Source organism: Actinomadura rupiterrae (assembly GCF_024172125.1).
GTDB lineage: Bacteria > Actinomycetota > Actinomycetes > Streptosporangiales > Streptosporangiaceae > Spirillospora > Spirillospora rupiterrae.
In genome coordinates this window covers 635,195-658,423 of the sequence record NZ_JAMZEA010000003.1, presented here as the reverse complement: position 1 = coordinate 658,423, position 23,229 = coordinate 635,195, and the positions used below count along the sequence as shown (strand labels likewise).

The following is a 23,229-nucleotide window of genomic DNA, read 5'->3' as shown; positions in this document are numbered from 1 at the left end:
CCAACGCAGGCCAAATCAAGGCCCGCCCCCGCCACCGACCCCCTCGCCCGGGGCCGCAGCGGATCTGATCAAGGCCCCCCGCGACCGCCAGGGCCTTCGGCCGGGGCCGACACGGGGACTGATCAGGAGGCCCCCAAGCCGCCGAGGCCCTGGACCCGGCGCGACGCGGATCTGATCATGGGCGCCCCGCCCGCCGCGGCGCTCGGCCCGAAGCGACGCAGATCTGATCAAGAGACGTCGCGACCATCGAGGCCCTCGGCCGGGACTGACACGAGTCTGATCATGAGGCGCCCAGACCTCCGGGTCGCTCGGCTCGGGGGCGACGCGGATCTGATCATGGGACGCTTCGGCCGCCGGGCGCGTTTGGCCGGGGCGACGCAGGTCTTAGCGCGGGACGCCGCGACCGTCGGGGCCTCGGCTGGGGGCGACGCGAGTCTGATCAGCAGGCGCCCAGACCACCGGGGCGCTCGGATCCGGACGTCGCGGAACTGATCAAGGGGCACCCGGCCACCGGGGGCGCTCGGCTCGGGGGCGACGCAGGTCTGATCACGGGCCGCTGCGACCGTCGGGGCGCTCGGCCGGGGGCTGACCGGGAGGCGTCCAGACTGCCGGAGCGCTCGGCCCGGGGCGTTCGGCCCGGGGCGCGGCGGATCTGATTGCGGGACGCCCTAGCCGCCGGGAGCGTTTGGCCGGGGGCAGCGGGGGTCTGATCAGGGGCGCCCCAGTTGCCGGGGGCTTGGACGGGACGGGCGGGTGCGGTCGGAACCCGTGTCGGCTGCCGAAGGGGCTGGGCCGGGGACGAGTCGGAGGCAATCGGGAGACGGGGCGTCCACAGGGAGTGCTCGGTCGGGCCGTGTCGGGTGTGATCAGGAGACGCCGCGGCCGCCGACGATGCGCTGGGCGAGGGCGGTGAGCTTGAGGTGTCGGGTCTGGGAGATACGGCGCATCTCGGCGAAGGCCTGGTCGGCGTCGCAGCCCAGGGCGTGCATCAGGATGCCCTTGGCCTGGTCGACGATGGCGCGGGACTCGACGGCCTCGCGGAGCTGGGCCGCCGTCCGGTGCACCTCGTCGTACTGGAGCGAGTTGGACACGGCGGCGCTGCCCGTCGCCGCGAGCAGGGACGCCAGCGCATGCTGCCCCGGGGCCAGGGCGCCGGGCGTGACCCCGTACAGCGTGAGCGTCACCAGCACCGGCGGGCTGTCGTGCGGGGTCGTGCTGAAGCAGCGCACGCCGCGCCGCAGCATGTCGGACGTCGCCTCGGACCAGCGCGCCTCGGCCAGCACGTCGTCCGCGGCCAGCGGACGCCGGGTCGCGACGACGTCGAAGACCGGACCCCTTCCGCGGGCGAGCTGGCGGTCGGTGATCTCGGCCAGCTCCGGGTGGCTGGCCGCGTGCGCGAGCGGCTCCGGCTCCTCGTCCTGCGCCCCCTCATCAGGCATGGCCCAGCGCACGCCGGAGGCCCCGGCGCATCCCGGGACAGCCTGCGCGGCGAGCTCGGAGACGCGGCTCAGCGTCCCCACGTCGGAGGACTCGCCGACCATGCCGAGGCGGGCGATCTCCACGGCAAGCCGGTCGGTCAGGACGGTGGTGGGCGGCACCCTCCCGACGGTATCCCCTCACACCACAGAACGGTCCAGCGCACCTAAACGTTGGGAGGCGCCCTCCAGATCTCTTCCAGTGTCGGCGCGGACACCCCGTCGTTGATCGCCAGGTCGCCGAGCGACACGATCCCCACCGGCCGCCGCGCCTCGTCCACGACCGGCAGCCGCCGGACGGCCCGCTCCCGCATCAGCCGCGCGGCCGTCGCGGTGTCGTCGTCCGGCCGGACGGTCGCCAGGTCGGCGGTGCAGACCTCGCCGAGCGAGATGATCCGGGCATCGCGGTCCTCGGCCACGGCACGCACCACGATGTCCCGGTCGGTGATCATGCCGCAGAGCCGTCCGGCCACGGTGACCAGGACGTCGCCGATCCCCGCGTCCCGCATCAGCCGGGCGGCGTCGTGCAGAGTGGCGTCGCGGGGGAGGGACCGCGGACGCACGGTCATCACCTCGCTCACCCTCGGGCCTCCAGGGGACATCGCCGGTACCTCCGTTCGCGCCCATGCCCCTTTACGGGCGCGCTCTACCCAGCCCTAAGCCGGGTATGCCGAACGGCCGGATCGGATCCTTCGGGCCGTCCGGTAGAGCCGTTCAGAAGGCGAAGACCTTCCCCGTACGCGCGTGCATCAGGCACTCGTTCCCGTACTCCTTCGAGAAGGCCACCGCCTTCCCGCGCCAGCTCCCGGAGGCCCGCGCGACGACCGGCCGGTAGATCATCGCGCAGATCCCCTCCGCCGGATCGTGATCGAACGCCCCGTTGTGCCCCGCCAGATCCGCACACGCAGGCCCGGCCTCCGGATGCGTCCCACCTGCCGGATCACACGCCAGGACGACCATCCGCGTCCCCGAGACCCCGTCCCCCGGATACGCCAGCGTGAGCTGCAAACTCGTCCCCCCAGCCCCCGACGCCTCCGCAACCCCCGTCCCACCAACGGCAAGCGCCCCCACAAGAACCCCAGCAACCAGGTACTTCACAACCACTCCCCACAATCCCAGGAAGAACCGTCGCCTACTGTATCCAACCAACTACTCTTCGCGCCCAACCTTCCCAACTTCCTCCACCGCCCCGCCACACACCCAAACGCCAAGCCCCCGACCCCCACCCTGCACAACACCCCTGCACCGCACCTCCGCCCGCGCGCTCCACCCCTCCGCGCCCACCCCGCACCCGCGCTAGCATCCGTCCCGCCCCGCGTCCGTAACCCCGTGTCCGTGCCGCACCCGCGCATATGCCGTGCCCGCGGCCACACCACGCCCGCGCCCCGTCCCCGCGCCTGCTACCGCCCCACCGAGCCGGTACCCCCGTCCTGTGCCTGTGCCCGTGCAGGCGTCCGTGCCGCGCTCGCACCCGTCCCGCTCGCGCCCGTGCCGCAGCTGGTACCGCCCGCGCCCGCGTCCCCGTGCCGGTGTCGCCCCGTGTCCGTGCCGCGCCCGCGACCTGTGCCCCCGTGCTCGTGCCGGTATCGCGCTCGCAGCCGTCCCGTGCTGGTGTCCGTGCCTTCGCCACGTCCGTGACGTGCCCGCGCCCGTACCGCACCCGCGTCCATGCGGCTCGCCTCCGGCGTACCCGCGCCCGTGCCCGCTCCCCATACCCCGCGCTCCGTGACGCACCGGTGCCTGTGCTCCGTGCCCGTGTTCTGTGCAGTGCCCGCGCCCGTCCTGCGCCCGCGTCCGTCCGGGCCCGCGCTCGTGCTCGTATTGCGCCCGCGCCTGTGGAGCGTTGGTGCCGCCGTCGCGTAGTGCAGGCTGTGGGACGTGCGCTGCGGGCCCATGCGTCCGGGCTACACGGACTGCGACTCGAACTGGCAGGGGAGCCAAGCTCGGCGCTCGTTAGGCCATGGACCATGGCTCGCTGCGTGGCCTGGGCGCAGGCGCTCGGAACGCGTTCCGGGGGCGGTCGGCGAGCAAGCGTTGGTGCAAGCGAGGCCATCTGGACATGCGATCGCGAGGTGAGCGGGCGCGGTTCAGGTGGGGCTGTCCGGGGGCGATCAGCAAGGCCTGAGCAGGGCCGGCGGGGCGGGCGGATGCCGTCCGAGACGGGCCGTCCGGGAGCGCGGGCGCCGTCCGAAGCGAGCTAGCGCGGGCGCGGGGCGGGGCGGGGATGTTGGTTTGGGTGGGGCTGTGTTGGGGGCTGGGGTTGTGTGGGCTGAGAGGGGGCGTCGGGAGAGGGGCGTTGGGGCGCGGGCAAGGTGGCTGGGGGAGTGGCGCGGGGTGAGGTGGGGTGGGAAAAGGGCGAGGGTGCGACCTTTCGGTCGCACCCTCGGGGGTTGGTGGGGGAGGTGTGGGTCAGGCGGCGAGTTCGTGGACGGGGCGGGCCGGGTGGTCGGCCAGGGCCTCGCGGAGCTGCTTGCGGCCGCGGTGCAGGCGGGACATCACGGTGCCGATGGGGGTGCCCATCATGGCCGCGATCTCCTTGTAGGCGTAGCCCTCGACGTCCGCGAGGTAGACGGCGTCCCGGAAGTCCTGCGGCAGGGAGCGCAGGGCGGTGACGACGCGCTGGTCGGGGATGCGGTCCAGGGCCTCGGACTCGGCGGAGCGGAAGCCCTCCGAGTGCGCCTCGGCCTGCGTGATCTGCCACTCCTCGAGCTCCTCGGAGCCCGCGCGCTGCGGCTCGCGCTGCTTCTTGCGGTAGGTGTTGATGAAGTTGTTGGTCAGGATGCGGTGCAGCCAGGCCTTGAGGTTCGTGCCCTCCTGGAACTGGTGGAAGTTCACGTAGGCCTTGGCGAGGGTCTCCTGCACGAGGTCCTCGGCGTCGGCGCTGTTCCGGGTCATCCGGACGGCGCTGGCGTAGAGCGGGTCGACGAGCGGAAGCACGTCACGCTCGTAGCGGTCGACGTCGTGGCGGTTGGTGTCGTCCTGTGGGCGGACAGCCGTGGTCACAGCGGTCATCGTCGCTCCCCGAGGGTCGAGGCCCGGGTGGGGCCGGTGGCGGCGCGCGGTAGGCGCTTGCAGTTCGGGCGGACGGACCGCCCCCCGTTGCTGTTTCGTACGTGCCACCGGCCCGGCCGGTTCGGCGCGGACTCATGACGTGTCGCGCGGACGAGCCGGGGGCTCATGCGCGCAGGCGACGTCTCCCAGAAGGGTGAGTGTTCGCGCCGGGCGGGGTCTCGGCCACGCGTGGAGGGTGGGCCGAGGGAGGGATGAGGCCGGATCGGCTTCGCCAGGGCGACCCCGGTTCGCGGGACGTCGCGGGCCTTGTCCGATCGAGCCGTCCACTCTTAGGTGGCGTTCTCAATGAGTAAGACGCTTGGGACGGTCCAAACGGTTGCGTGGCGTCAGTCACATTTCGCGGCCAACTGTCCCAGTCCACGTCTGGCGCACGGTATAGAGCCCGTCCGAATCCCGCAACCCATTATCGCGAGCCCGTATGCGTGGGGTGATTATTTGATCACTCTCTGGTGATATGGCCTGCCATTACGGCGTTCACGAGCCCGACCGCATACTCCTCGGGCGTCCCGGGAAGCCGGGCGCCGGCCTCGACCGCCTCAACCCCCGCCAAGCGGACGAGAAAGGCATGCATCTGACATCCGCCGAGCAGCGCCGCCGCCAGGTAGGCCACCGGGGCTCCCTCGGCTACCCGGCCCAGCCGCTGCTCCGCCTCCAGGTACCCCGCAACGCCTGCAACGCCCAAAACCGGCCCCGCCAAGGCCCCTGCCCCGAAAAGCCCAACTCCCGGAACCGCTTCGCCTGCCTTCGCCGAGCCGGCTGTGCCGGACCCGCCCCTAGGAGACGCATCTGCCGTGGGCGGCTCCACCGCCGGGCCTGAGAAAGGCGCCGTCTCCTGACCCGAAGGTGCCTCCGAAGCCGAAGGCGAATCCGCCGCCGAGGACGCATCGGGGGATGGGGCAGAGTCGACCGCCGGGCCCGGCGCTGGGGGCGTGTTAGAGGTCTCCGCCGGGGCGTTGGAGGAGGGTGAAGCCGCGGGCGAGGTAGGTGCGGCTGGCCGGTTCGGTGCTGCCGTTCCGTTCGCGGACGGCTCGGGCGGCGTGATCGGGGACGTCGTGTGGGTGCGGAGCCAGGCGATGAGGTCGGGGTCGGCGAGCACGGGGCCGGTCATCGGGAGGAGCTCCGCGTAGAAGCCGATCATCCCGGACGCCAGGCGCGTGAGGTTCTCCTGGACGGACGCCTGGCCCGCCGAACCGATCAAGGTCGTGATCGCCGTCCTGGCGGTGCCGGTCACTTCGCCGAGTGCGGCGGCGAAGAGCGCCGTCTTGTTCGCGAAGTGGTTGTAGAGGCTGCCCTCGGAGACCCCGGCGGAGCGGGCGATCTCCTTGGTCGTCGCGGCCGTGACGCCGCGCGCCTTGATCACCTCAATGGCGGCGGCAAGGATGCGGTCGCGCGTCGTCGCGGGGCTGGACGGCACTGCGAACTCCTCTCGACTTCTCACCCGGGCTCGTCCCTTGCTGCCGCCGGCGGCGGCGCTGCGCCACGGCGCACCGTGGCGGCGAGCCCCGACGGCAGGGACGTCCGCGAGGGGGTGAGTGAACGCTTACTCGTGGTGAGTGAATGCTCACCCACCGCGAGTGAGTACTCACCCAGTATGGCGGCACGCGACTCAACGATCATTTGCCGGCCCTCGCCGTCCGGGCTTGATTGTTTTGCGCCTGGTGCGCGAGGTGGGGCGGATGAGGTGGTGCGCTATTCGGGTAAGCGGCGTCGGTAGGAAATTGTCGCTTTTGCGATAGATCGTTTTCGGGTGGGTCTCTCGTCGGATCTGTAGTGTCGGTCGGGTGACGCCGGGCTCTGTCGGGCCGGTGTCGTCGGGGAGTGGGCACTTTGGGCGAGATTCTGACGCTGCCGGTTCCGGAGAACCTGCACGCGACCTATGCCGTGGCGCTCGCCGCGCCGCCCGCCGATCCGCGCGAGCTGGCCCGTGCCGAGGTGGGACGGCTGATCCGGCCGCCGCTGCGCGATCTCGTCCTCGGGATGCTGGCCAGTCCGCTGCTCACGATCGATATGCGCCCGGCCAGGGAATTTCCTCCCCTTCCGGTGGATCTGCTCGCGGCTTATGGCGCGTCCAGAGGTGAGTTGGGTGCGATTTCCGCCGCGTCACACCTGTTGGCCGTTCGTGCGGCATATCGACCGGGATGGCCGCCCGCGCACGAATGGGCGGCGCGGGCCGTCGCCGGGGCGGTCGGGACGGCGCTGAGCATGCCGGTCGTGGACGGCTTCACGCCCGAGGTCCTCGGCCGCGACCGGCTGGAACGCTCCCTGCCCGGTCCGGACGGGACGATCCGGCTCACCGACTGGATCCTCCTCCCGCACACCCGGGGACCGCACGGCTTCTGGTTCACCACGAACGGCCTGGCCCGTTTCGGCCTTCCCGAACTTCAGACCGAGAACGTCCCGCCGCAGCTCGTCGAATCCTGGGGACGCCTGCTGAACGGCCTGGCCCGCCGCCTACTCGACCTCTGGGTGGAGCAGCTTCCCGTGGACGAACTGCCCGTCTTCGTCGATCTGCCGGAAGTCGTCTCCGTCGGCCTCCAGGACGTCGCGGCAGCTCAGGGCACTGATGAGGCCATGCGCCGCGAAGTGTTCGTCCGGCTCCGCCTGGACGATCCGGAGGGCGACGCGCCCGCCGTCCTGACCGTCCTCGCCGCGGACGACGGTCCCGACCGCCTCGAACACCTCTGCGCGGCGCTTTTCGGGCCGTCGTGAACCGGCCCCTCCACCACCCCCGCGACGGCGTTCGATCGAGGAGAAGATGATCAGCGCAGAGCTTGCCGACGATCTTGATCTCTGCACAGGATCGTGCACGTGAGATTCGGCCCACGCGACCATCCCGGCCCGCCCTCCGACGAGCCCGACGATCACGAGCCCGCCCGGCGGCGGCGTCCCGGATCGTCTCCGTCCCCGTCCCCGGCCAGGCCCTCACGCCCCGCGCCGGTGCCGCCCGCGCCGGTGCCGCATCCGGGCGACATCCGGGTCGCGGGCGGTCCACCCCGCCGTCCCACCGTCGCCGAACAGGCCGCGGCCGCTCACCCGCCCACTGACCCCTCGCCGTCAACCGCCTTCGGCACCCCGGCCCCTCCCGCCGACTCCTCTCCGTCCGCCCCTGCCGGACCGCCCCCGTCCGCTCATGCGGACCCGACTGGCGGGCCCGCATCCGAGGCGTCCTCGGCGAAGCCGAAGACCGATGCGGCTCCGCCCGTCGTGTCCGATACGCCGCCCACGCGCCCTGGTGCCGTAGGGCCCAGGACGCCGACCGTTGAGATCCCCTCGCCGATGTCCCAGGCCTCACCGGATGCCCCGCCTGCGCCTACAGGGCAGACGGACGAGGGCACATCCGCGCTGTCGGACTGGACGCCCGTAACAGCGAACCCCGTCGCTCCCCAGACGTCTCGCCCACACGATTTCGCCTCCGCCGGAACTCCGGATTCGGACGAGGCGCCAGGACACCCCGCGTCTGAGCCGCGAAACAGGGAAGCGGCTCAGGCCCCGTCCGATCACGTTCCGGAACCCACGCCCGCGCCGGACGACAGAGACGAGCCCTGGACCAGTTTCAGCGGATCGGAATGGGCGAAGTCATCCGTGCCCCGCCGCGTCCCGCAACCGACGGACGACGGACGCGCCGCTCCCACCCCCGAGAGACAGTCCCCTCGCGACACTGCAGAACCACAGCCACACGTACCGAAGCCGGACGCCCCGTCCCCGCATAGCGACCCAGCGAGAGCTGTCGAGGCCGCTCCACCTGGCGCGGACGAAGGCCCCCAAAGAGCCACCCCACCTCCCGACGCAGGAGACGTGTGGCGAACCGCGATCAAGCGACCGCCCCCCGCGCGAACCGATGATGCCCCCGCCCAAGAAGAAGACGAACTCTGGATGACAGTGCGCAAGCCCGACGCCACCGGCCCCTCTGTCACCCGCCGCGACGCGCCGACCGGCCAAGACAGCGTGCCAACGTCCCAAACGAACCAGGCATCAGCCGCCTCCAGCCCGGACGTGGCTAGCGAGGACGAAGACTTCCGCCCGAACGAAGAGCGCGCGACCTCACCGCTGCCCGATACCAAGCCCGACGACCCGCGCGCGCACGAGGGACCCAGGACATCCCCCCACGCACCAGCGATTCGTCCCGCGCACGATGACGCAGATCGAACCCAGGCAACCGGCGACAAACGACTCGGCCAACCTGAAGAACCGGCGACCACATTCCAGACGCCTTCCATAGGCGCCGAGGCGAGCCCGCCGTCCTTCGGCGCAGCCGACCCGCCCGCAGCCTCGGCCCCAGGCACATGGATGCCGGCCTCACCCGGTGGACGTCACCGTTCCCCGGAACCCGCGCCTGGACGGTCAACAGGGCAGCCTGGCGCCCACCGAGGCCCTGCCGAAAGCAACGGGCTCTCCGACCAGCCGCTGAGGGACGACGACCCGCCCGAAAACGCGTCCGCCCCAGGCTCCGAGCCTCCAAGCCGTCCAACCACCCGCCCCGAAGCGTTCCGGGACGTAAACCAACCCCCCGAACACCCAGTCGATGCGCAATCCGAGACGTCCAGAACAAGGCCGGACGTCACAGCACGCGACAGCATGCCGAGCCACCCGACACCTCCGCGTCGAGAGCAGCGCATCAAGGCTCCCGCACCTGCCGATGATCTGTCCCGCCTGGATCCGAGGGCGCGACGCGCTCTGGTGGACGAGTTCGTTGGCGATCTCGTCGGAGGCTCCACCTGGCAAGCACTCCTAGTCGTCCTGGAAGGCGCGTTCCCCGGGCTGGACATCGCCGCAAATCTCGCCACGTCCGCAGGCGAGATATGGCGTGAAATCGCACCACTGGACGAACGCGGCGCCGTAACCCGCCTAGGCGTGCCCGCCTGGATCGGCCCGAGCGGACTCGTCGTAGACCTCAGCGCGCATTGGCGCCCCACCTCCCAGCACCCGGCCCATCCTCGTGCGCGCGCGTCCCGGCCATACCCGAAGGCGCTGGTCGTCGACACCATCGACCCACTTCGCTACCACCGCCCCGTAAGCGGACCCAGCGCGCCGCACGACGCCGACCACGATGCGGATCCGCTCAACGACCCGCCGACCGCGTTCGGCCGAATGCGCACCCCGGCTCCCTTCGACCGTCCGGACGAGCGCGACGTCCGCCACACCAGGGAGGACGAGGACGACACCGGCGTGGTGATCGTCGCCGATCTGACGGCGGCCGGTGTCCGCGTCCTGAACGCGCCCGCGATCTGGCGCTACGCCTCCCGCATCGTCGCGGACACCTTGCGCGACCCGCGCCGTCCCGAAACATGGCCGCGCGCCCGCCGGACGCTGCGCTCGCTGAGGCGCGTCGTCATCGTCGACCCCCGCCTCGGCCTCGGCCTATGCCTAGCCCTGGACGACCGAGCCACCCCCCGCTGCCTCCTAGCCTTCCGAATCAACCGCACAGACGTCAGCACCCCCCGCTTCATCCGCCCCTAACCCAAACAAACCCACCCACCCGCGCAGGATCGCCCCCACCTCGGCCCGCCCTGCGCGGGAGTGCACTCGCCTCGCGCGGAGCGGGCCCGCCCTTCCGACAAGGAGCGCACTCGCCGCCCGCGCGAGCGCGCCCGCCTAGCGCAGAATCGCACCCGCCTCGGCCCGCCCTCCGAGCGGGAGCGCACCCGCCTCCGCGCAGAGCGGGCCCGGCGCCGCGGGGGAGCTCACTCATTGCCGCGCAGGAGCACCCGCCGCCGTCCGGAAGCGGGCCTGCCTAGCGCAGCAGCGCATCCGCCTCCGTGCAGAGCGCACCCCCCGCGCGGGAACGCAACCGGGTCGCGCAGAGGGGACCCGCCCTGCGCGGGAGTGCACCCGCCGCCGAGCGGGAATGCACCTGCCACCGTGCGGAGTGGATCCACTCCCCGCGGAGCGGGGCCACCCTCGTGCGGAGCGCACTCACCGCCGCACGGGGACGCGCCTGCAGCCGCGCGGAGCGCGCAGACCTCGCGCAGGAACGAACCCGCCTCGCGCGAGTGCGCGCGCAGCCTCGCGAGGAAGGGCCACCCGCGCGAAGCGGGGCCACTGCCGCGCGAGTGCGCCCACGCTCGTGTGGAGCGGGGCCACCCTCGTACGGTTGCACTCACCGCCGCACGGGGACGCACCTGCGGCCGCGCGGGAGCGCGCCGACCTCGCGCAGGAACGCACCCCCCTCGCGCACAAGTGCGCCCACCCTCGCGCGGAACGGGGCCACCGCCGTGCGGAGGGGCCATCCACGCGCGGAGCGGGGCCACCACTGCGCGAGTGCGCCCACGCTCGTGTGGAACGGGGCCGACCTCGTGCGGGGTGTACTAGCCGCCGCGCGGGGATGCACCTGCGGCCGCGCGGGAGCGCGCCGATCTCGTGCAGGAACGCACCCGCCTCGCGCGTGAGTGCGCCCACCCTCACGCGCAGGGAGTCACCGCCGCGCGGCGGGGCTACCCACGCGCGGAGCGGGGCCACCGCCGTGTGGAGCGGGGCCACCCTCGTGCGGGTGCACGCACCGCCGTGCGAGAACGCACCCCGCCTTCGCGCAGAGGGCACCCGCCTCCGCGTGGAGCGCACTCACCGCCGCGTGGAGCGCACCCCCGACTTCGTGTGGGCCCGTAGTCGCCTTCGTGCAGGACCGCAGCCGCTTTCGCCGTGGAACGGACCCGCCTTCGCGCGGAGCGCAGCCGCGATCGTGCGGCGTGCACCCGCCATCGCGCGGAGTGCACCCGCGGTCGCGGGGGAGGCGCTGGCTTCCGTGCGGAGCGCGCCGACCTCCTTGCGCGACACCCGACTGCGAGAACGGCGCGACCAGCCCTGCGGCAACGGAGCGCACTGCCGCCGCGCGGGATCACGCTGGTGCACTCCGCGGAGCGCACCAGCCCCCTGCGAGGCCGCACCCACGGCCGCGTGGGGTGCACCGGCCGCTGCGCGGAGGGCGTTGGCCTCCTTGTGCGACGCCCGAACGCACGACCAGCACAGCAGCCCTGCGGCAGGCGCTTACAAGCCTGCGCCAGCGGCCTCAACTCAAGGGCCGGTGAAGCTGGAGCTGCTTGACCGCATAAGGAGAGGCCCGCTGGCGGCCCGAGGCCGGAAGCAGACGGTGCGACAGGACCAAGGACGGGACGAGACCAGGCCGGCCAGCTCATTACAGCCCGAGAACCGTCGGCTCGGGCGCGAAAATTTGATGGTGCTGTTGAGGCGCCGGACGCGGCTGGGTGAGCCGTCGAGTCCGACGGGGGATCCTGGTTACTCGTCGGCGTGTAGCCAGGTCAGGTCGCACTGCTGGTCGTCGGGCAGGTCGCGGACGCGGGCGGCGAGGGTCCAGGGATCGCCTGATTCGTCAGCGGACGACGCGTCGTCCTCCGGAAGCAAGCCGCAGAGCAGGATGTCGTGCGTTCGGACGGCCGTGAAGGCGCCGAAGCGGACGAGTCCGCCGCCGCGCAGATGGGCGAGTTCCGTGAGGAGCGCCGTCAGCCCGGACGGATCCTGGGGGTCGTACAGGCTCCGCACGTGTCCGAACAGCTCCTCTGCGAGCGCGTCCGGACGTCGCCCGGACAGGTAGTACGACGTCCCCGCAAACCCGCCGTTGCCGGCCTCCGCCATGCGCTCCTCGCGGATCCGGATACGCAACCCGTATTCGGCCGCGCAGCGCTCGAACGACTCGGTCAGCAGCGCTCCGGCCTCGCCCTCCTCGCTCAGCAGCAGCCCCGCGACCACGCCCCTTTCGGACGCGAGCCGGTCGAGCATCTCTTGGCGAAGCTCCCGGACGTCCTGCTCGACGTCGTCCAGGGAACTGGCGAGGGCGCGCTGCGCGTCCCGGTCGAGTTCCAGTTCGGCGAACCGTCCGGACAACGCGCCGAGTTCCTTCTCGGCCCGGTCCACGCGGTCGGCGAGGTCGTCAAGCCGCCCGGACTGCTCTGGAGGCGTCCCGCTCACCTCGACAGGCCGCAGCTCTGAAGCCGGACTCTGGATGGACCGGTCGACCTCGGCACGCAAGGCGTCCTGCCGACGGGTGAGGTCGGCCACGCGGTCGCGCAGCTCGCGGAGTTCCGCCTGCGCGCGGGGGAGTCGTTTGTCGGACGCCAGATACAGTTCGCGCCCGGCGATCGCCAGGCAGAGCAGCACCAGGATCACAGTGGTGGTCATACAGCTCCCTCGGGGGCGGGCACCACACTCGACCCTAACCACCGCAGGCCGAACCGACCCCTGTCGCGCCGCAACTCGTCCGAATCAGACGCTCAATTCTGGTCTGTTACCCACCTCCCCTCGCGCACCGGACGAACCAAACCCGCACTTTCGGACAATCCCTCAGCACGCCCATCGCGGACGAGCCGAGTACGTCGAGGCCGACGCCACGCCGTCCCGTGCCACGCGTCCCCAACCGCCAGCCGCGAACCAAAGCCACAGCTCCAGGCGTCGCTGCCCTCGTCCTACCCGACCAAGCGAACATGTCGGGGAACCCACTCGCAGCCGTGTGGATCACGGCCCGGCGACGAACCACGCCACAATTACGGACGCCGACCAACGCCCTCCCTCAACGGGCCCAGAAAGCCAAAGGCTCCGTCCGTTGCCGCGTCGACGGCGCCGTCCGCGATGAGTCTGCGCCGCGCTCTCAGGCGGTCGACCTTCGGCGTGCTCGGGACGAGTCGAGAATGTCGAGGACGACGCCGCGCCGTCCATCGCCATGCGCCCCACACTGTCGGCCACGAACCCATGCCGTGGCTCTGGCCGGCGCCGCACTCTGCCAACTCGAACACGCGAGCACGCCGAGGGGCCCCGTGACGCCACCCAAAGCCACGAAGGTTGGGACAATGGCGACGAACCAGGCCACAGGTTCGCGCGCTGGCCCACGGGATCTCGTCCAACAGGCTGCGGAGTGAGCGGCTCCGTTCGGAGGCGCGTGGACGGCGCGCTTCCGATGTCCTGAGCTGCGCTTTCGGACGGTAGTGCTTGCCAGCCGAACACGAGGAAGCGTCGGCAGTGGAAGCGGGCCTGTGGTTGGCGGAGGCGGCGGCGAAGCGAAGGTGCGGTTTGGGGCAGCCGTTGGCGTCTTGCCTGACGGGATGGGGAGCTGTCGGGTTCAGTGTGCAGGTGCCTGGCTGGCGTCTGCGCACTGAACCTGATCTGCGGATTTGGGAGCGGGCAGTGGGTTAGCCGAACAGGTCGAGCATGTCTAGGAAGGCGTCGGCGCCGTCCACTGCAGCGTGGACCGCGGCGCCGGCGACGATGCCGCCTGCGATGATCGCGCCTGCTGCGGCCACGTCCGCGCCTGGGTGGTAGGACGCGCCATAGTGCGGATGCCCGTGGTGGTGATACATCGGGGCGCCATGCATCGCGGGCGGGAACGGCGCCGCTGGCGGGGGCATCGCTGGGCCCGGATGCATTGGCGGTGGTGGGAAGGGCGCTGCGCCCGGCGGTGGAGGCGGCGGAGCTCCCGGATGGCCTGGGAACGGCGCGGGTGGAGCGGCTCCACCACCCGGAGGCGCGGCGAGCGGCGGATATGCGGGCATGCCGGGCCCGGGGCCGGGCGCGCCCGGGCGCAGCGGTGCACCGTGCGGCCCTGGGGGCGGGCCCTGCGGCCCTGGAGGGGGCATGCCGGGAGACCCGGGAAACGGTGGGCCTGGCGGGCTTGGCAGGGCGCCGTGCGGGGCGGGATGCCCTCCTGGGCCGGGCGGGCTCGCATGGTGCGGCATTCCTGGCCCACCTGGGCCCGGCATGCCTGGTCCTGACGGGCCCGCAGGTGGCAGGCCGGGCGATCCGTGGACGGCGGGGCCTGGCATTCCGGGGCCAGGTGGCACCGGGGGTGCGCCAAAGGGAGCGGCGGGGGCCGGTCCGGCGGGACCGTGCTGTCTGCCTGGGCCGACCGGGTTGGGCGGCATGCCGCCTGCGGCAGGGCCGAACGCTGGCGGCGCGGCCCCGCCTGGCCCGAACGCGGGCGCACCCGGCCCTGGGCCTCCGGGGCCGCCCGGGCCGGCCATTCCAGGCCCACCGGGGCCGAATGCTCCGGGGCCGCCGGGGCCGGGCATTCCTGGCCCACCGGGTCCTGGGACGGGGCCGGGCATTCCGGGGGCGGGGGGCATGCCGGGGCTTGGCATGCCTACGGCTGGGGAGGGCGGGCCGGGGGGTGGGGCGAAGCCGGGTGGGAGGGCGGGAGGGCCGGCCAAGCCTCCGGGGCCGGAGGGCGGGTGGGCGCCGGGTGGGCCGGGGGTGTGGTCCAGGCGGGGTGGCAGGGAGGCGGCGGAGTCTAGCCAGTCGGTGAGGCGGGCCGTCCAGTCGGTTTCGGCGGATTCGGGGTGCTCGACGACGAACGCGCCGAAGGAGTCGTCGTCGTGCGGGGCGCTGCGGCCCAGGGCGCGGAGCTTGAAGCCCATGCTGGTCGGGCTGGCGATGAAGGTGAGGCCGACGCCGTCGAGCCGTCCGTGCAGGTGGGGTGGCGGGTTGAGCAGGATCTCCTGGTGGAAGGGGAACTGCTGGGACAGGCCCTGCACCTTGGTCGTCTCGAACGCGACGGTGGTGATCGTGAAGCCCATCCGCGCGGCCGCGGCGAGGACCCACTGCTGCGAGCGGAGCGGCTCGACCGAGATGGGGTCGACGTCGCCGGGGTCGGGGCCGCCGCGGACGTCCACCTCGGTGCACAGGCCGAGGGTGAAGCCGGGCAGCTCGCGGCCGAGGACGGTGGTGAACGGCAGCTCGTACGGCAGCGGGATCGAGAACGGGAGGGCCCGCTCCTCGCCGGGGCCGAGCACGAACGAGCGGGTCAGCGCGCCGCGGTAGACCTCGGGCCCGGCGATGTCGCGGCCCCACGCGTCGCGCATGCGGGGCATGAGCGCGATCGTGACGTGCCGGATGTCGGTGGGCGCGGCCCCGCCGCGCAGGTGGACGTTGCCCGCCACGGCCCCGCCGGGCGCGCAGCGCGGCTCGGCCAGGACGGTGTCCACCGACGGTCCCCCGTATGCCACTGGACGATCTCCTCTCGTCATCGACAAGCGGCACACTACGCCCGGCCCGCCCCGGCGGCCGAACGACCGCCGGGGCTGTGGAAAACTCCGCGAAAACCCAGGCGACGGCTACTTGGCCGTCACCGTCACGCTCGCGTAGCCGAGCTTTTCGAGGGGCTCGCGGATCTGCGACGCGTCGCCTACGGCGATGACCGTGAGGCGGTCGGTGTCGACGTTGCTCGTGTACGCGCGCGCGACCGACTCCGGCGTCGCGGCGCGGACGGCGGCCAGGTAGCGGGACGGGTAGTCCACGCCGAGACCGCTCGCGGACGCGTCGGCGAGTTCCACCGCGACCGATCGGGACGTCTCGTACTCGCTCGGCGCGCGGTCGGCGAGGGCGCTGATCGCGGCGGTCGTCTCGTCCGCCTCGATACCGCGCTCGCGGATGGAGCGCAGCTGGGTCAGGGCGTCCGCGACGGCGTCGCCGGTGACCTCGGTGTGCACCGAGCCCTGCGTGACGAACACGCCGCAATACGGCATCCGCAGGATTCCCGTGCGCACGCCGTACGTGTAGCCCTTCTCCTCACGCAGCACCGCGTTCAGTCGGGACGTGAGGCCCCCGCCAAGCACATGCGCCGCGACCGACAGGAGCGGCCAGTCCGGGTCGGTACGGTCCGGGACGCTGTGGCTGATGTTCAGGTACGTCTGCACAGAGCCCGGACGGTCCACGATGACGATGCGCGCCTCGTCCACGGGCGCGATGGTGTCGGCCGTGGGGAGCGCGGGACCGGACGACGTCCAACCGGACAGCGCCGCAGCCAGCGTAGCGTCCACATCGGTACCGGCGATGTCACCGGCGACCACGGCAGTGGCCTCGGCAGGGACGATCGAGCCGAAGTACGCACGGACACCTTCGCCCGTAAGGCCCTCGACGGACGCGCGCGAGCCTCCTGTCGGACGCGAAGCGCGCGCCTCGGCAGGGAAAAGCACCGCGCGCAGTTCGCGCGCCGCGCGCGAGCCCGGGTCGGCGTCCTCTTGGGCGATCTCTTCCAGACGCTCGTTCACCAAACGCTGGACGTCGGAATCGGCCAACGCGGGCGCGCGCAGGACTTCACCCAACAGTTCCAACGCCGGAGCAAGGCGCGTGACCGGGGCGTCCAGGGCGATGCGCAGGGCCGTCAGGTCGGCTGAAGCGAAAAGGGACGCGCCCAGGCGTTCGAACTCGTTCGTCAGGGCCGTCCCACCACCGGCCTGCGTGCCCTCCAGGAACGCGCGCGCGGTCATCGTGGCGACGCCGTCCTGGCCGGTGCCTTCGCGTCCCGCGCCCGCGTCGAGGACGAGCCGGACGGCCGCGAGACGGCGGCCCGGCAGTTCGCAGCGCAGCGTCCCGGGACCGGACGGCACCTGCCCGGACACCGCGGCCGGGAACTCCCAGGCCGGGAACGGGCCGGGGACGGGGCGCTCGGCGAGCCTCACCTCGGTCACTTGGCCGTACCTCCGTAGGTCAGCGCGGTGCGGGCGCCCGGCGCCAGCCAGCGGCCCGCCATCTGCTTGATCTGGTCGCCCGTGACGGCGGCCGCGCGCGCGGGCGCGGTGAACACCCGGGACGCGTCGCCGAACTGGGTGGCGTTCTGGGAGAGCGCGTTGGCGAGTCCGGTGACGGTCTCGGTGCGCTCCAGGAACCCGCGCTCGGCCTGCGCGGTCGCGCGCGCGGTCTCGTCCTCGGTCGGGCCCTCGGCGGCGAACCTGGCCAGCTCCTCGTCCAGCACCGCGGAGATCTTCTCCGGGTCGGAGCCGACCGCCTCGACCAGCGCGAGCGACGGGCCGCCCGCGAGCCGGGTGACGCCGGCCCACACCTCGGTGGCGATCTGGTCGCGGCGGACCATCCGGTCGTACAGCCGCGAACCGGACCCGCCGCCGAGGATCTCCGCCGCCATCTCGGCGGCCTCGATGTCGTCGCCGCCGTCGGTCGGCAGCGTGAACATCGCGAAGTACGCGGGGGACGGCACGTCCTCGTCCACCGGCTCCCCGGTGACGCCGCTGAGCGGCCCCAGATCGCCCGGACGCGCCTCGGGGGTGGCCGGACCCGCCGGGATGCCCCCGAAGTACTTCTCGACGGCTCTCAGCGTCTCCTCGGGGTCGACGTCGCCGACGACGGACAGCACCGCGTTGTGCGGCGCGTACCAGGTGCCGAAGAAGTCCCGGCAGTCGTCGAGCGTGGTGGCGTCCAGGTCCTCCATGGAGCCGATCGGCGTGTGCGCGTACGGGTGGCCGGCCGGGAACGTGAGGCGGCACAGGCGCTCGAACGCCGTCCCATAGGGCTGGTTGTCGTAGCGCTGGCGGCGCTCGTTCTTCACCACGTCCCGCTGGTTGTCGAGGTTCGCCTGCGTGAGCGCGGCGGGGAGCGTCCCCATGCGGTCGGCCTCCAGCCAGAGCGCGAGCTCCAGATGGCTGACCGGGACGGTCTCGTAGTAGTTGGTGCGCTCGAAGGAGGTGCTGGCGTTGAAGGACGCGCCCGCGGCCTCCAGGAGCGCGGCGTGCTCGCCCTCGGCGACGTTGCCCGAGCCCTGGAACATCAGGTGCTCGAAGAGGTGGGCCAGGCCCGTGCGGCCGGCGCGCTCGTGCCGCGAGCCCACGCCGTACCAGATGTTGACGGCTGCCAGCGGGACGACATGGTCCTCACAGACCACCACCCGCAGGCCATTGCCGAGCGTGTGCTCGTGCAGCGGCTGTTCGGCCACGAAAGCGCTCCAGTCCGGTCGGTGGATCGGTTCCCGGGGAAGCGTCGCCGCTCGCCCTGGAGCGGCCTTGATCCCCGGATTCACCGTACCGGCTGGGACTTCCCCTCATGCGTGCCCGCGCACCCCGGTCTCGCCCGCGCCCACCGCACGCCGTGGTTCGCGTCTGGCGTCCTACGCGCGCGTGGGGTTAGCGCGCGCGTGGGGTCGCGCGCGTGAGGTCAGGAGGCGGACGACGGGGTTTCGCTGGACGCGTTGTCGGACTCGTGGGCGGCGAGCGCCTCTTCGAGGTCCCGGTGAAGGACGAAGATCTTGGTGAGCTGCGTGACGTGGAAGACGCGCCGGACCCGCTCGTTGACCCCCATGAACGACATGGAGCCGTCTCGTGCGCGCAGGCGGTGGTAGATGCCGACGAGGACGCCGAGGCCCGTGGAGTCCAGGAAGGTCACCTCGCCGAGGTCGACCACCAGGTGCAGGCCACCGTTGTCGATGATGTCGAGCAGCATCTCGCGCAGGCGCGGGCTGGTGAAGACGTCGATCTCGCCGCTGATCTTGACGACGGTGAGGTCCCGCACGGCCCTGTGCTCGACGGCGAATTCCACGACCACTCCCTGTCAGCGCGCTCCGGATGGGTGATGGCTATACCCGGGGAGCCGCCGGTTATCCCACGCGGAGGAGCCGCCGGGAATCCCCTCGGGCGAGGTCAGGTCGTCTGGAACATGGCCCAGACGACCTTGCCGAACGGCAGGGACGACCAGCCCCATCGGGAGCTGAACGACTCCACCAGGTGGAGTCCCCGTCCGGTCTCGGCGATGTAGTCGGGCTCCTTGCGGCGCGGTCCGTCGGAGCTGGCGTCGAAGATTCCGCACAGCAGCCAGTCCGCGCGGTGCAGGAGCCGGAGCCGGATGGCGGTGGGGGCCGAGCACAGCGGGTCGTCCGCGTCGCCGAACTCGTGCACGTCGCCGCGGTGCCCGTCCGGGCTCGTCCACCAGGAGCTGGTACCGCCGCTGTGCCGCAGGGCGTTGGTGACCAGTTCCGAGACGACCAGGCCGACGTCGTCGCCGAGCGGCGCGAGGCCCCACTCGGTGAGGCGGGTCAGGGTGAAATGCCGCGCCGCGGTGACCGATTCGGGGTCGGGCAGGACGGTGAAGGTCACCGTGGTACCGCACGGCAGGACCAGGTCGCGCAGCGCGTGGTCGAGGTGCGCCGGGAGGTCTGCGGCCTCCGGCACCCCCGTCGCGGACGCGCCGGGCGACCCCGGGAGCGGCGTGGCGGCCGACGCGGCGGCCGACGCGGCGGCCGGCATGGCGGAGGGCGCTGAGGACGCTGCGCGCGCGGCGGACTCGACCCTCCAGCGCGTGTCGTCGTGCGCGTGGCGTGACGTCATTCCCGGGACCCCGCAGAGTGATCTCGTTGTGCAGCCATGGCTCGGAAGTCTCGTGCGTTATCCTGCGCATCGTAGCGTGCGAATGCAAGAGCCAAATGCATCGGCCGATGCACGTGCATCTGGCGCCTGCACGCTCCAGTACACCGCGCGGAGCACCGGATCGGAGGTACCCGGGAGAAGGAATCCAAGGTCAACAGTCGTCCGGGGATCATGATCCCCGCGCCCCCCGGCGGATCTCGCCGGGCGATGGCACACTAGGTTCGCTGTCCGCCAGAACGGCCGGGAGGTTGGGCGTGGCTCCAGAGACGCCGGGTACCGGATCGACGGTCCGCCGTATCCTGCTCGGCTCACAGCTCCGACGCCTGCGCGAGGCGCAGGGCGTGAGCCGCCAGGACGCCGGATACGTCATCCGCGCGTCCGAGTCCAAGATCAGCCGGCTGGAGCTCGGGCGGGTCAGCTTCAAGGAACGCGACGTTGAAGACCTGCTCACCCTGTACGGCGTGAGCGACGCGCGCGAGCGGAACGCACTTCTGCAGCTCGCCCGCGACGCGAACACGCCCGGCTGGTGGCACCGCTATACCGACGTCCTGCCGAGCTGGTTCCAGACCTATGTCGGTCTGGAGGAGTCGGCGGCGCTCATCCGCACCTACGAGCTGCAGTTCGTTCCGGGGCTTCTGCAGTCGGAGGGCTATGCGCGGGCCATCATCCAGCAGGGCAACGCGGGCGCACCCGAAAGCGAGATCGAACAACGCGTGAGCCTGCGCCTGCAGCGCCAGGAACGGCTCACCGCTCCGGACGCGCCCCGGCTATGGGCCGTCCTGGACGAGAGCGCGCTGAAGCGGCCGATCGGCGGCCCCGAGGTGATGCGCGGCCAGCTGGAGCACCTCATCGAGGTGTCCAAGCTGCCGAACGTCACCATCCAGGTCATGCCGTTCAAGTTCGGCGCGCACGCCGCTGAGGGCGGCGCGTTCACCATCCTCCGGTTCCCCGAGCAGGACCTTCCGGACGTGGTGTACGTGGAGAGCCTCACCGGCGCGATGTACCTCGACAAGCGCGACGACGTCGACACGTACCTCCAGGCCATGGAACGCCTGTCCGTCGACAGTGCGACCCCGGAGCACACCGTCGAGCTTCTCGGTGATTTCCTCAGAGAGACATGATGCTCCCGACCGACGAGCCCCCGCTCCCGACCGGTGACGGTCGGCCCCACGCCGTCCCCTATCCGTACAACGGGATCCCCGCGACCAGTCTGCGCGGCGCGCGCTGGCTCAAGTCGCGCCGTAGCAACTCCCAAGGAAACTGCGTCGAGATCGCGGAGCTGCCCGGCGACCGCGTCGCCATGCGAAACTCACGCCATCCCGAGGGCCCGGCCCTCATCTACACCCGTCCCGAGATCGAGGCGCTGATCCTCGGCGCGAAGGACGGCGACTTCGACCACCTCATCACACCGTCCGACAACTGAGACCGCTCTAGGGGCCGCCAGCGGCCCCTAGGACGCCGGTATACGCCCTTTCCGCGCTCTCGTGTCGTCCCACGCGCTCGTTGCCCGTTTCCCGCGCCCGTAGGCGCGGGCAGAGCGTGATAGGCGTGATGGCGCGGTGGGCGCGGTAGCGCGGTGGGCGCCTCAGATCAGCCGCAGTTGCCCCAGGGGGCGGACGCTCCGTTCCCACCGAACCGAACGCACTTCTTAGGCGCCTTCACGAAAACCGGGCCCGCGTACCACTGGTACGAGCCGGAGTCGGCGATCTGGCCGCCTCCGGTTGCCTGGACCCACACCGAAACCGCCGTGTTGCGGCCTACACCTGTGCTCTTCATGGTGACGGCGCAGTTGTAGTCGGTGGCGTTGTTGTAGAGCAGGTAGGCCGTCCCGCCCGTGACTGGCATGGAACGCAGCACGACGAAGCCGCCGCCGTGCCCGCCAGAGTCGCACGCGCCCTGCGCGGTGAACTTGTTAGGCGGCTCCTGCCCGGACGGCGACTTGCCATCTGGACCGGGCTTGGAACCGGGCTTCGGTGAGCTGTCCTTGGTAGGGCTATTGCTGGACGGCTTCGGACTGGGCTTCCCGCTCGGCGACGAGGACTTGCCACCGAGATTGTTGGCGGCGCCTCCGCCCGGGCCGCCCGTCGGGGTATTGCCGTTCGCGCCGTCGCCTTGGGCGATCGTCTTGTCCTTGCCGCCGTCGCCCCCGGAGCGCGTGGCCGCCCAGACCGATCCGCCTGCCACGATGGCCAGGACGGCCGCTGCGGCTGCGATCGGGATGGCCAGCTTTCGGCGACCCTTACCGGAACCGTTGCTTCCGTTGGGATGAGCGCCGTTCCAGCCTCCGGGGGGAGCGCCGGGGTTCGTCCGTCCATCCGAGTTGACCGGCCCTGCACCGGACGCGTGGCCCCAGGGACCAGAGGCGCCCTGAGCGAACGCGCCGACCTCGGCCCCTGGCATACCGGACGCGCCGGCTCCAGGCATCCCGGGGGAGCTGTTGCCAGGCAGGCTGTTGCCCGGGGTGTCGGCGCCTTGCAGACCGGGTGCGCTGGGGAATCCCGAAGCGATCGGATAGGGCGAAGGGCCACTTGCGCCGAGGTTATCCACAGGCTGGGCGTCGGAGTTGCCGGCGTCACCCGGGGCGCCAGAATGGTCGCTGACGGTCGCCGCGTCCATGGGGGCGGGCCACACGGCCTGCTGCGGCGCGGGCACGGGGGTGACGCCCGTCGCGGCGCCGACCAGGCGTTCCTGTGCCTCCTTGGCGCCGGGACGGCGGGCGGGGTCCTTGTCCAGGCAAGCGAGAACGATCGAGCGAAGGGGGTCGGGGAGAGTGCCGAGGTCGGGCTCACCGGTCAGGATGCGGTGCATCACGCCGGCCATGTCGTCGTTGCCGAAGGCGGGGCGGCCGTTGGCGGCGAAGGCCATCGTGGTGCCCCAGGCGAACATGTCGGCCGCGGGGCCGACCGAGCCACCCGTGAAGTGCTCCGGCGACATGTACGCCGGAGTGCCGACGTTCTGCGTCTCGCCCGCCGCGCCCAGGGCGCGCGCGACGCCGAAGTCGATCACGCGCGGGCCGTCCGGGCCCATCATCACGTTGTGCGGCTTGAAGTCGCGGTGCACGATCCCGGCCTGGTGGATCGCCTGCAGCGCGGTCAGCGTCCCGATCGCGAGCCGCTCCAGGGCGCCGGCGGCGCGCGGGCCGTCCTCCAGGACGAGCCGCTGCAGCGACATCCCCGGCACGTACTCGCTGACGATGTACGGTCGGTCGCCCGCCACGTCCGCGTCGAGAACCTGCGCGGTGCAGAACCGCGCGACCCGCTTGGCGACCTCCAGCTCGCGGACGAACCGGGCGCGCGCCCCCTCGTCCCCGGCCAGCCCGGTGTGCATCAGCTTGATCGCGACGAGCGTGGTGCGGTCGGCCGCGCTACGGCCCAGGAACACCGAGCCCTGCCCGCCCTCGCCGAGCCGTCCGAGCACCTCGTACGCGCCGAGGCCGCTCGGATCGCCGGCCCGCAGCGGTTGTGCGTCGGGCATCGTCCTGTCCGTCACTCGGCTCGCTCCCGTCGCTTCCGTTCCCGTGGTCTGGTTGGAAAATCCTAGTTTGTCCGTGGTGCGCCCGAGGCCCCCGCACGAATATTCGCGCGAGGGCCCCGAAA

Annotated in this window: 16 protein-coding genes; 4 read left to right on the top strand and 12 right to left on the bottom strand. The window is 72.1% G+C overall.

All coding sequences use genetic code 11. The features are described from left to right. Positions 1 to 866: 866 nt before the first annotated feature. From FHU30_RS11755 to FHU30_RS11735, 5 genes are all read right to left on the bottom strand, one after another. Entirely contained in the window at positions 867 to 1,598 is a 732-nt protein-coding gene (locus FHU30_RS11755) for an ANTAR domain-containing response regulator (protein ID WP_253874869.1), read from the bottom strand. Positions 1,599 to 1,642: 44 nt separating this feature from the next. After that, entirely contained in the window at positions 1,643 to 2,044 is a 402-nt protein-coding gene (locus FHU30_RS11750) for a CBS domain-containing protein (RefSeq protein ID WP_253874868.1), read from the bottom strand. A 145-nt stretch (positions 2,045 to 2,189) separates the two neighbouring features. Continuing rightward, complete coding sequence (locus tag FHU30_RS11745) at positions 2,190 to 2,483, bottom strand: SSI family serine proteinase inhibitor (protein WP_253874866.1); 294 nt, start codon at positions 2,481 to 2,483, stop codon at positions 2,190 to 2,192. 1,401 nt (positions 2,484 to 3,884) lie between these two features. Beyond that, the gene (locus FHU30_RS11740) at positions 3,885 to 4,487 is read right to left on the bottom strand and encodes a sigma-70 family RNA polymerase sigma factor (protein WP_253874864.1); all 603 of its coding nucleotides are present in this window, start codon (positions 4,485 to 4,487) and stop codon (positions 3,885 to 3,887) included. Between the two features lie 499 nt (positions 4,488 to 4,986). Next, entirely contained in the window at positions 4,987 to 5,961 is a 975-nt protein-coding gene (locus FHU30_RS11735; RefSeq protein ID WP_253874862.1) for a TetR/AcrR family transcriptional regulator, read from the bottom strand. A gap of 413 nt (positions 5,962 to 6,374) precedes the next feature. Between FHU30_RS11735 and FHU30_RS11730 the strand changes: the two genes are divergently transcribed. Both FHU30_RS11730 and FHU30_RS11725 read left to right on the top strand, forming a co-directional pair. Beyond that, positions 6,375 to 7,256, top strand: coding sequence for a hypothetical protein (locus FHU30_RS11730; RefSeq protein ID WP_253874860.1), 882 nt, complete (start codon positions 6,375 to 6,377; stop codon positions 7,254 to 7,256). Positions 7,257 to 9,224: 1,968 nt separating this feature from the next. Beyond that, entirely contained in the window at positions 9,225 to 10,004 is a 780-nt protein-coding gene (locus FHU30_RS11725) for a hypothetical protein (RefSeq protein ID WP_253874858.1), read from the top strand. Between the two features lie 1,773 nt (positions 10,005 to 11,777). Here FHU30_RS11725 and FHU30_RS11720 read toward each other — a convergent pair. The 6 genes from FHU30_RS11720 to FHU30_RS11690 all read right to left on the bottom strand — a co-directional run bounded on the left by FHU30_RS11720 (position 11,778) and on the right by FHU30_RS11690 (position 19,594). Then, positions 11,778 to 12,677, bottom strand: coding sequence for a hypothetical protein (locus FHU30_RS11720; RefSeq protein WP_253874856.1), 900 nt, complete (start codon positions 12,675 to 12,677; stop codon positions 11,778 to 11,780). Positions 12,678 to 13,681: 1,004 nt separating this feature from the next. Beyond that, complete coding sequence (locus FHU30_RS45985; protein ID WP_308211271.1) at positions 13,682 to 15,490, bottom strand: sporulation protein; 1,809 nt, start codon at positions 15,488 to 15,490, stop codon at positions 13,682 to 13,684. A gap of 108 nt (positions 15,491 to 15,598) precedes the next feature. Beyond that, positions 15,599 to 16,954, bottom strand: a complete 1,356-nt coding sequence (locus FHU30_RS11705; protein ID WP_253874854.1) for a M16 family metallopeptidase — start codon at positions 16,952 to 16,954, stop codon at positions 15,599 to 15,601. Beyond that, a complete protein-coding gene (locus FHU30_RS11700; RefSeq protein WP_253874852.1) occupies positions 16,951 to 18,210 on the bottom strand; it encodes a M16 family metallopeptidase in 1,260 nt (419 codons plus the stop codon). The genes FHU30_RS11705 and FHU30_RS11700 overlap by 4 nt, the downstream gene beginning before the upstream one ends. A 218-nt stretch (positions 18,211 to 18,428) precedes the next feature. Further along, on the bottom strand, positions 18,429 to 18,809 hold the full coding sequence (locus FHU30_RS11695; protein WP_253874850.1) for an STAS domain-containing protein: 381 nt from the start codon (positions 18,807 to 18,809) through the stop codon (positions 18,429 to 18,431). 101 nt (positions 18,810 to 18,910) lie between these two features. Continuing rightward, entirely contained in the window at positions 18,911 to 19,594 is a 684-nt protein-coding gene (locus FHU30_RS11690; protein ID WP_253874848.1) for an ATP-binding protein, read from the bottom strand. Positions 19,595 to 19,887: 293 nt separating this feature from the next. On the opposite strand from FHU30_RS11690, the gene FHU30_RS11685 reads away from it, so the two are divergent. Together FHU30_RS11685 and FHU30_RS11680 are read left to right on the top strand one after the other, a co-directional pair. Next, the gene (locus tag FHU30_RS11685; protein ID WP_253874846.1) at positions 19,888 to 20,754 is read left to right on the top strand and encodes a Sco1979 family transcriptional regulator; all 867 of its coding nucleotides are present in this window, start codon (positions 19,888 to 19,890) and stop codon (positions 20,752 to 20,754) included. Beyond that, positions 20,754 to 21,056, top strand: a complete 303-nt coding sequence (locus FHU30_RS11680; protein ID WP_253875320.1) for a DUF397 domain-containing protein — start codon at positions 20,754 to 20,756, stop codon at positions 21,054 to 21,056. The genes FHU30_RS11685 and FHU30_RS11680 overlap by 1 nt, the downstream gene beginning before the upstream one ends. A gap of 167 nt (positions 21,057 to 21,223) precedes the next feature. On the opposite strand, the gene FHU30_RS11675 is transcribed toward FHU30_RS11680, so the two are convergent. Next, positions 21,224 to 23,107 carry a serine/threonine protein kinase gene (locus FHU30_RS11675; protein WP_253874844.1) on the bottom strand — a complete coding sequence of 628 codons (1,884 nt, stop codon included), beginning with the start codon at positions 23,105 to 23,107 and terminating at the stop codon, positions 21,224 to 21,226. Between the last annotated feature and the right edge of the window lie 122 nt (positions 23,108 to 23,229).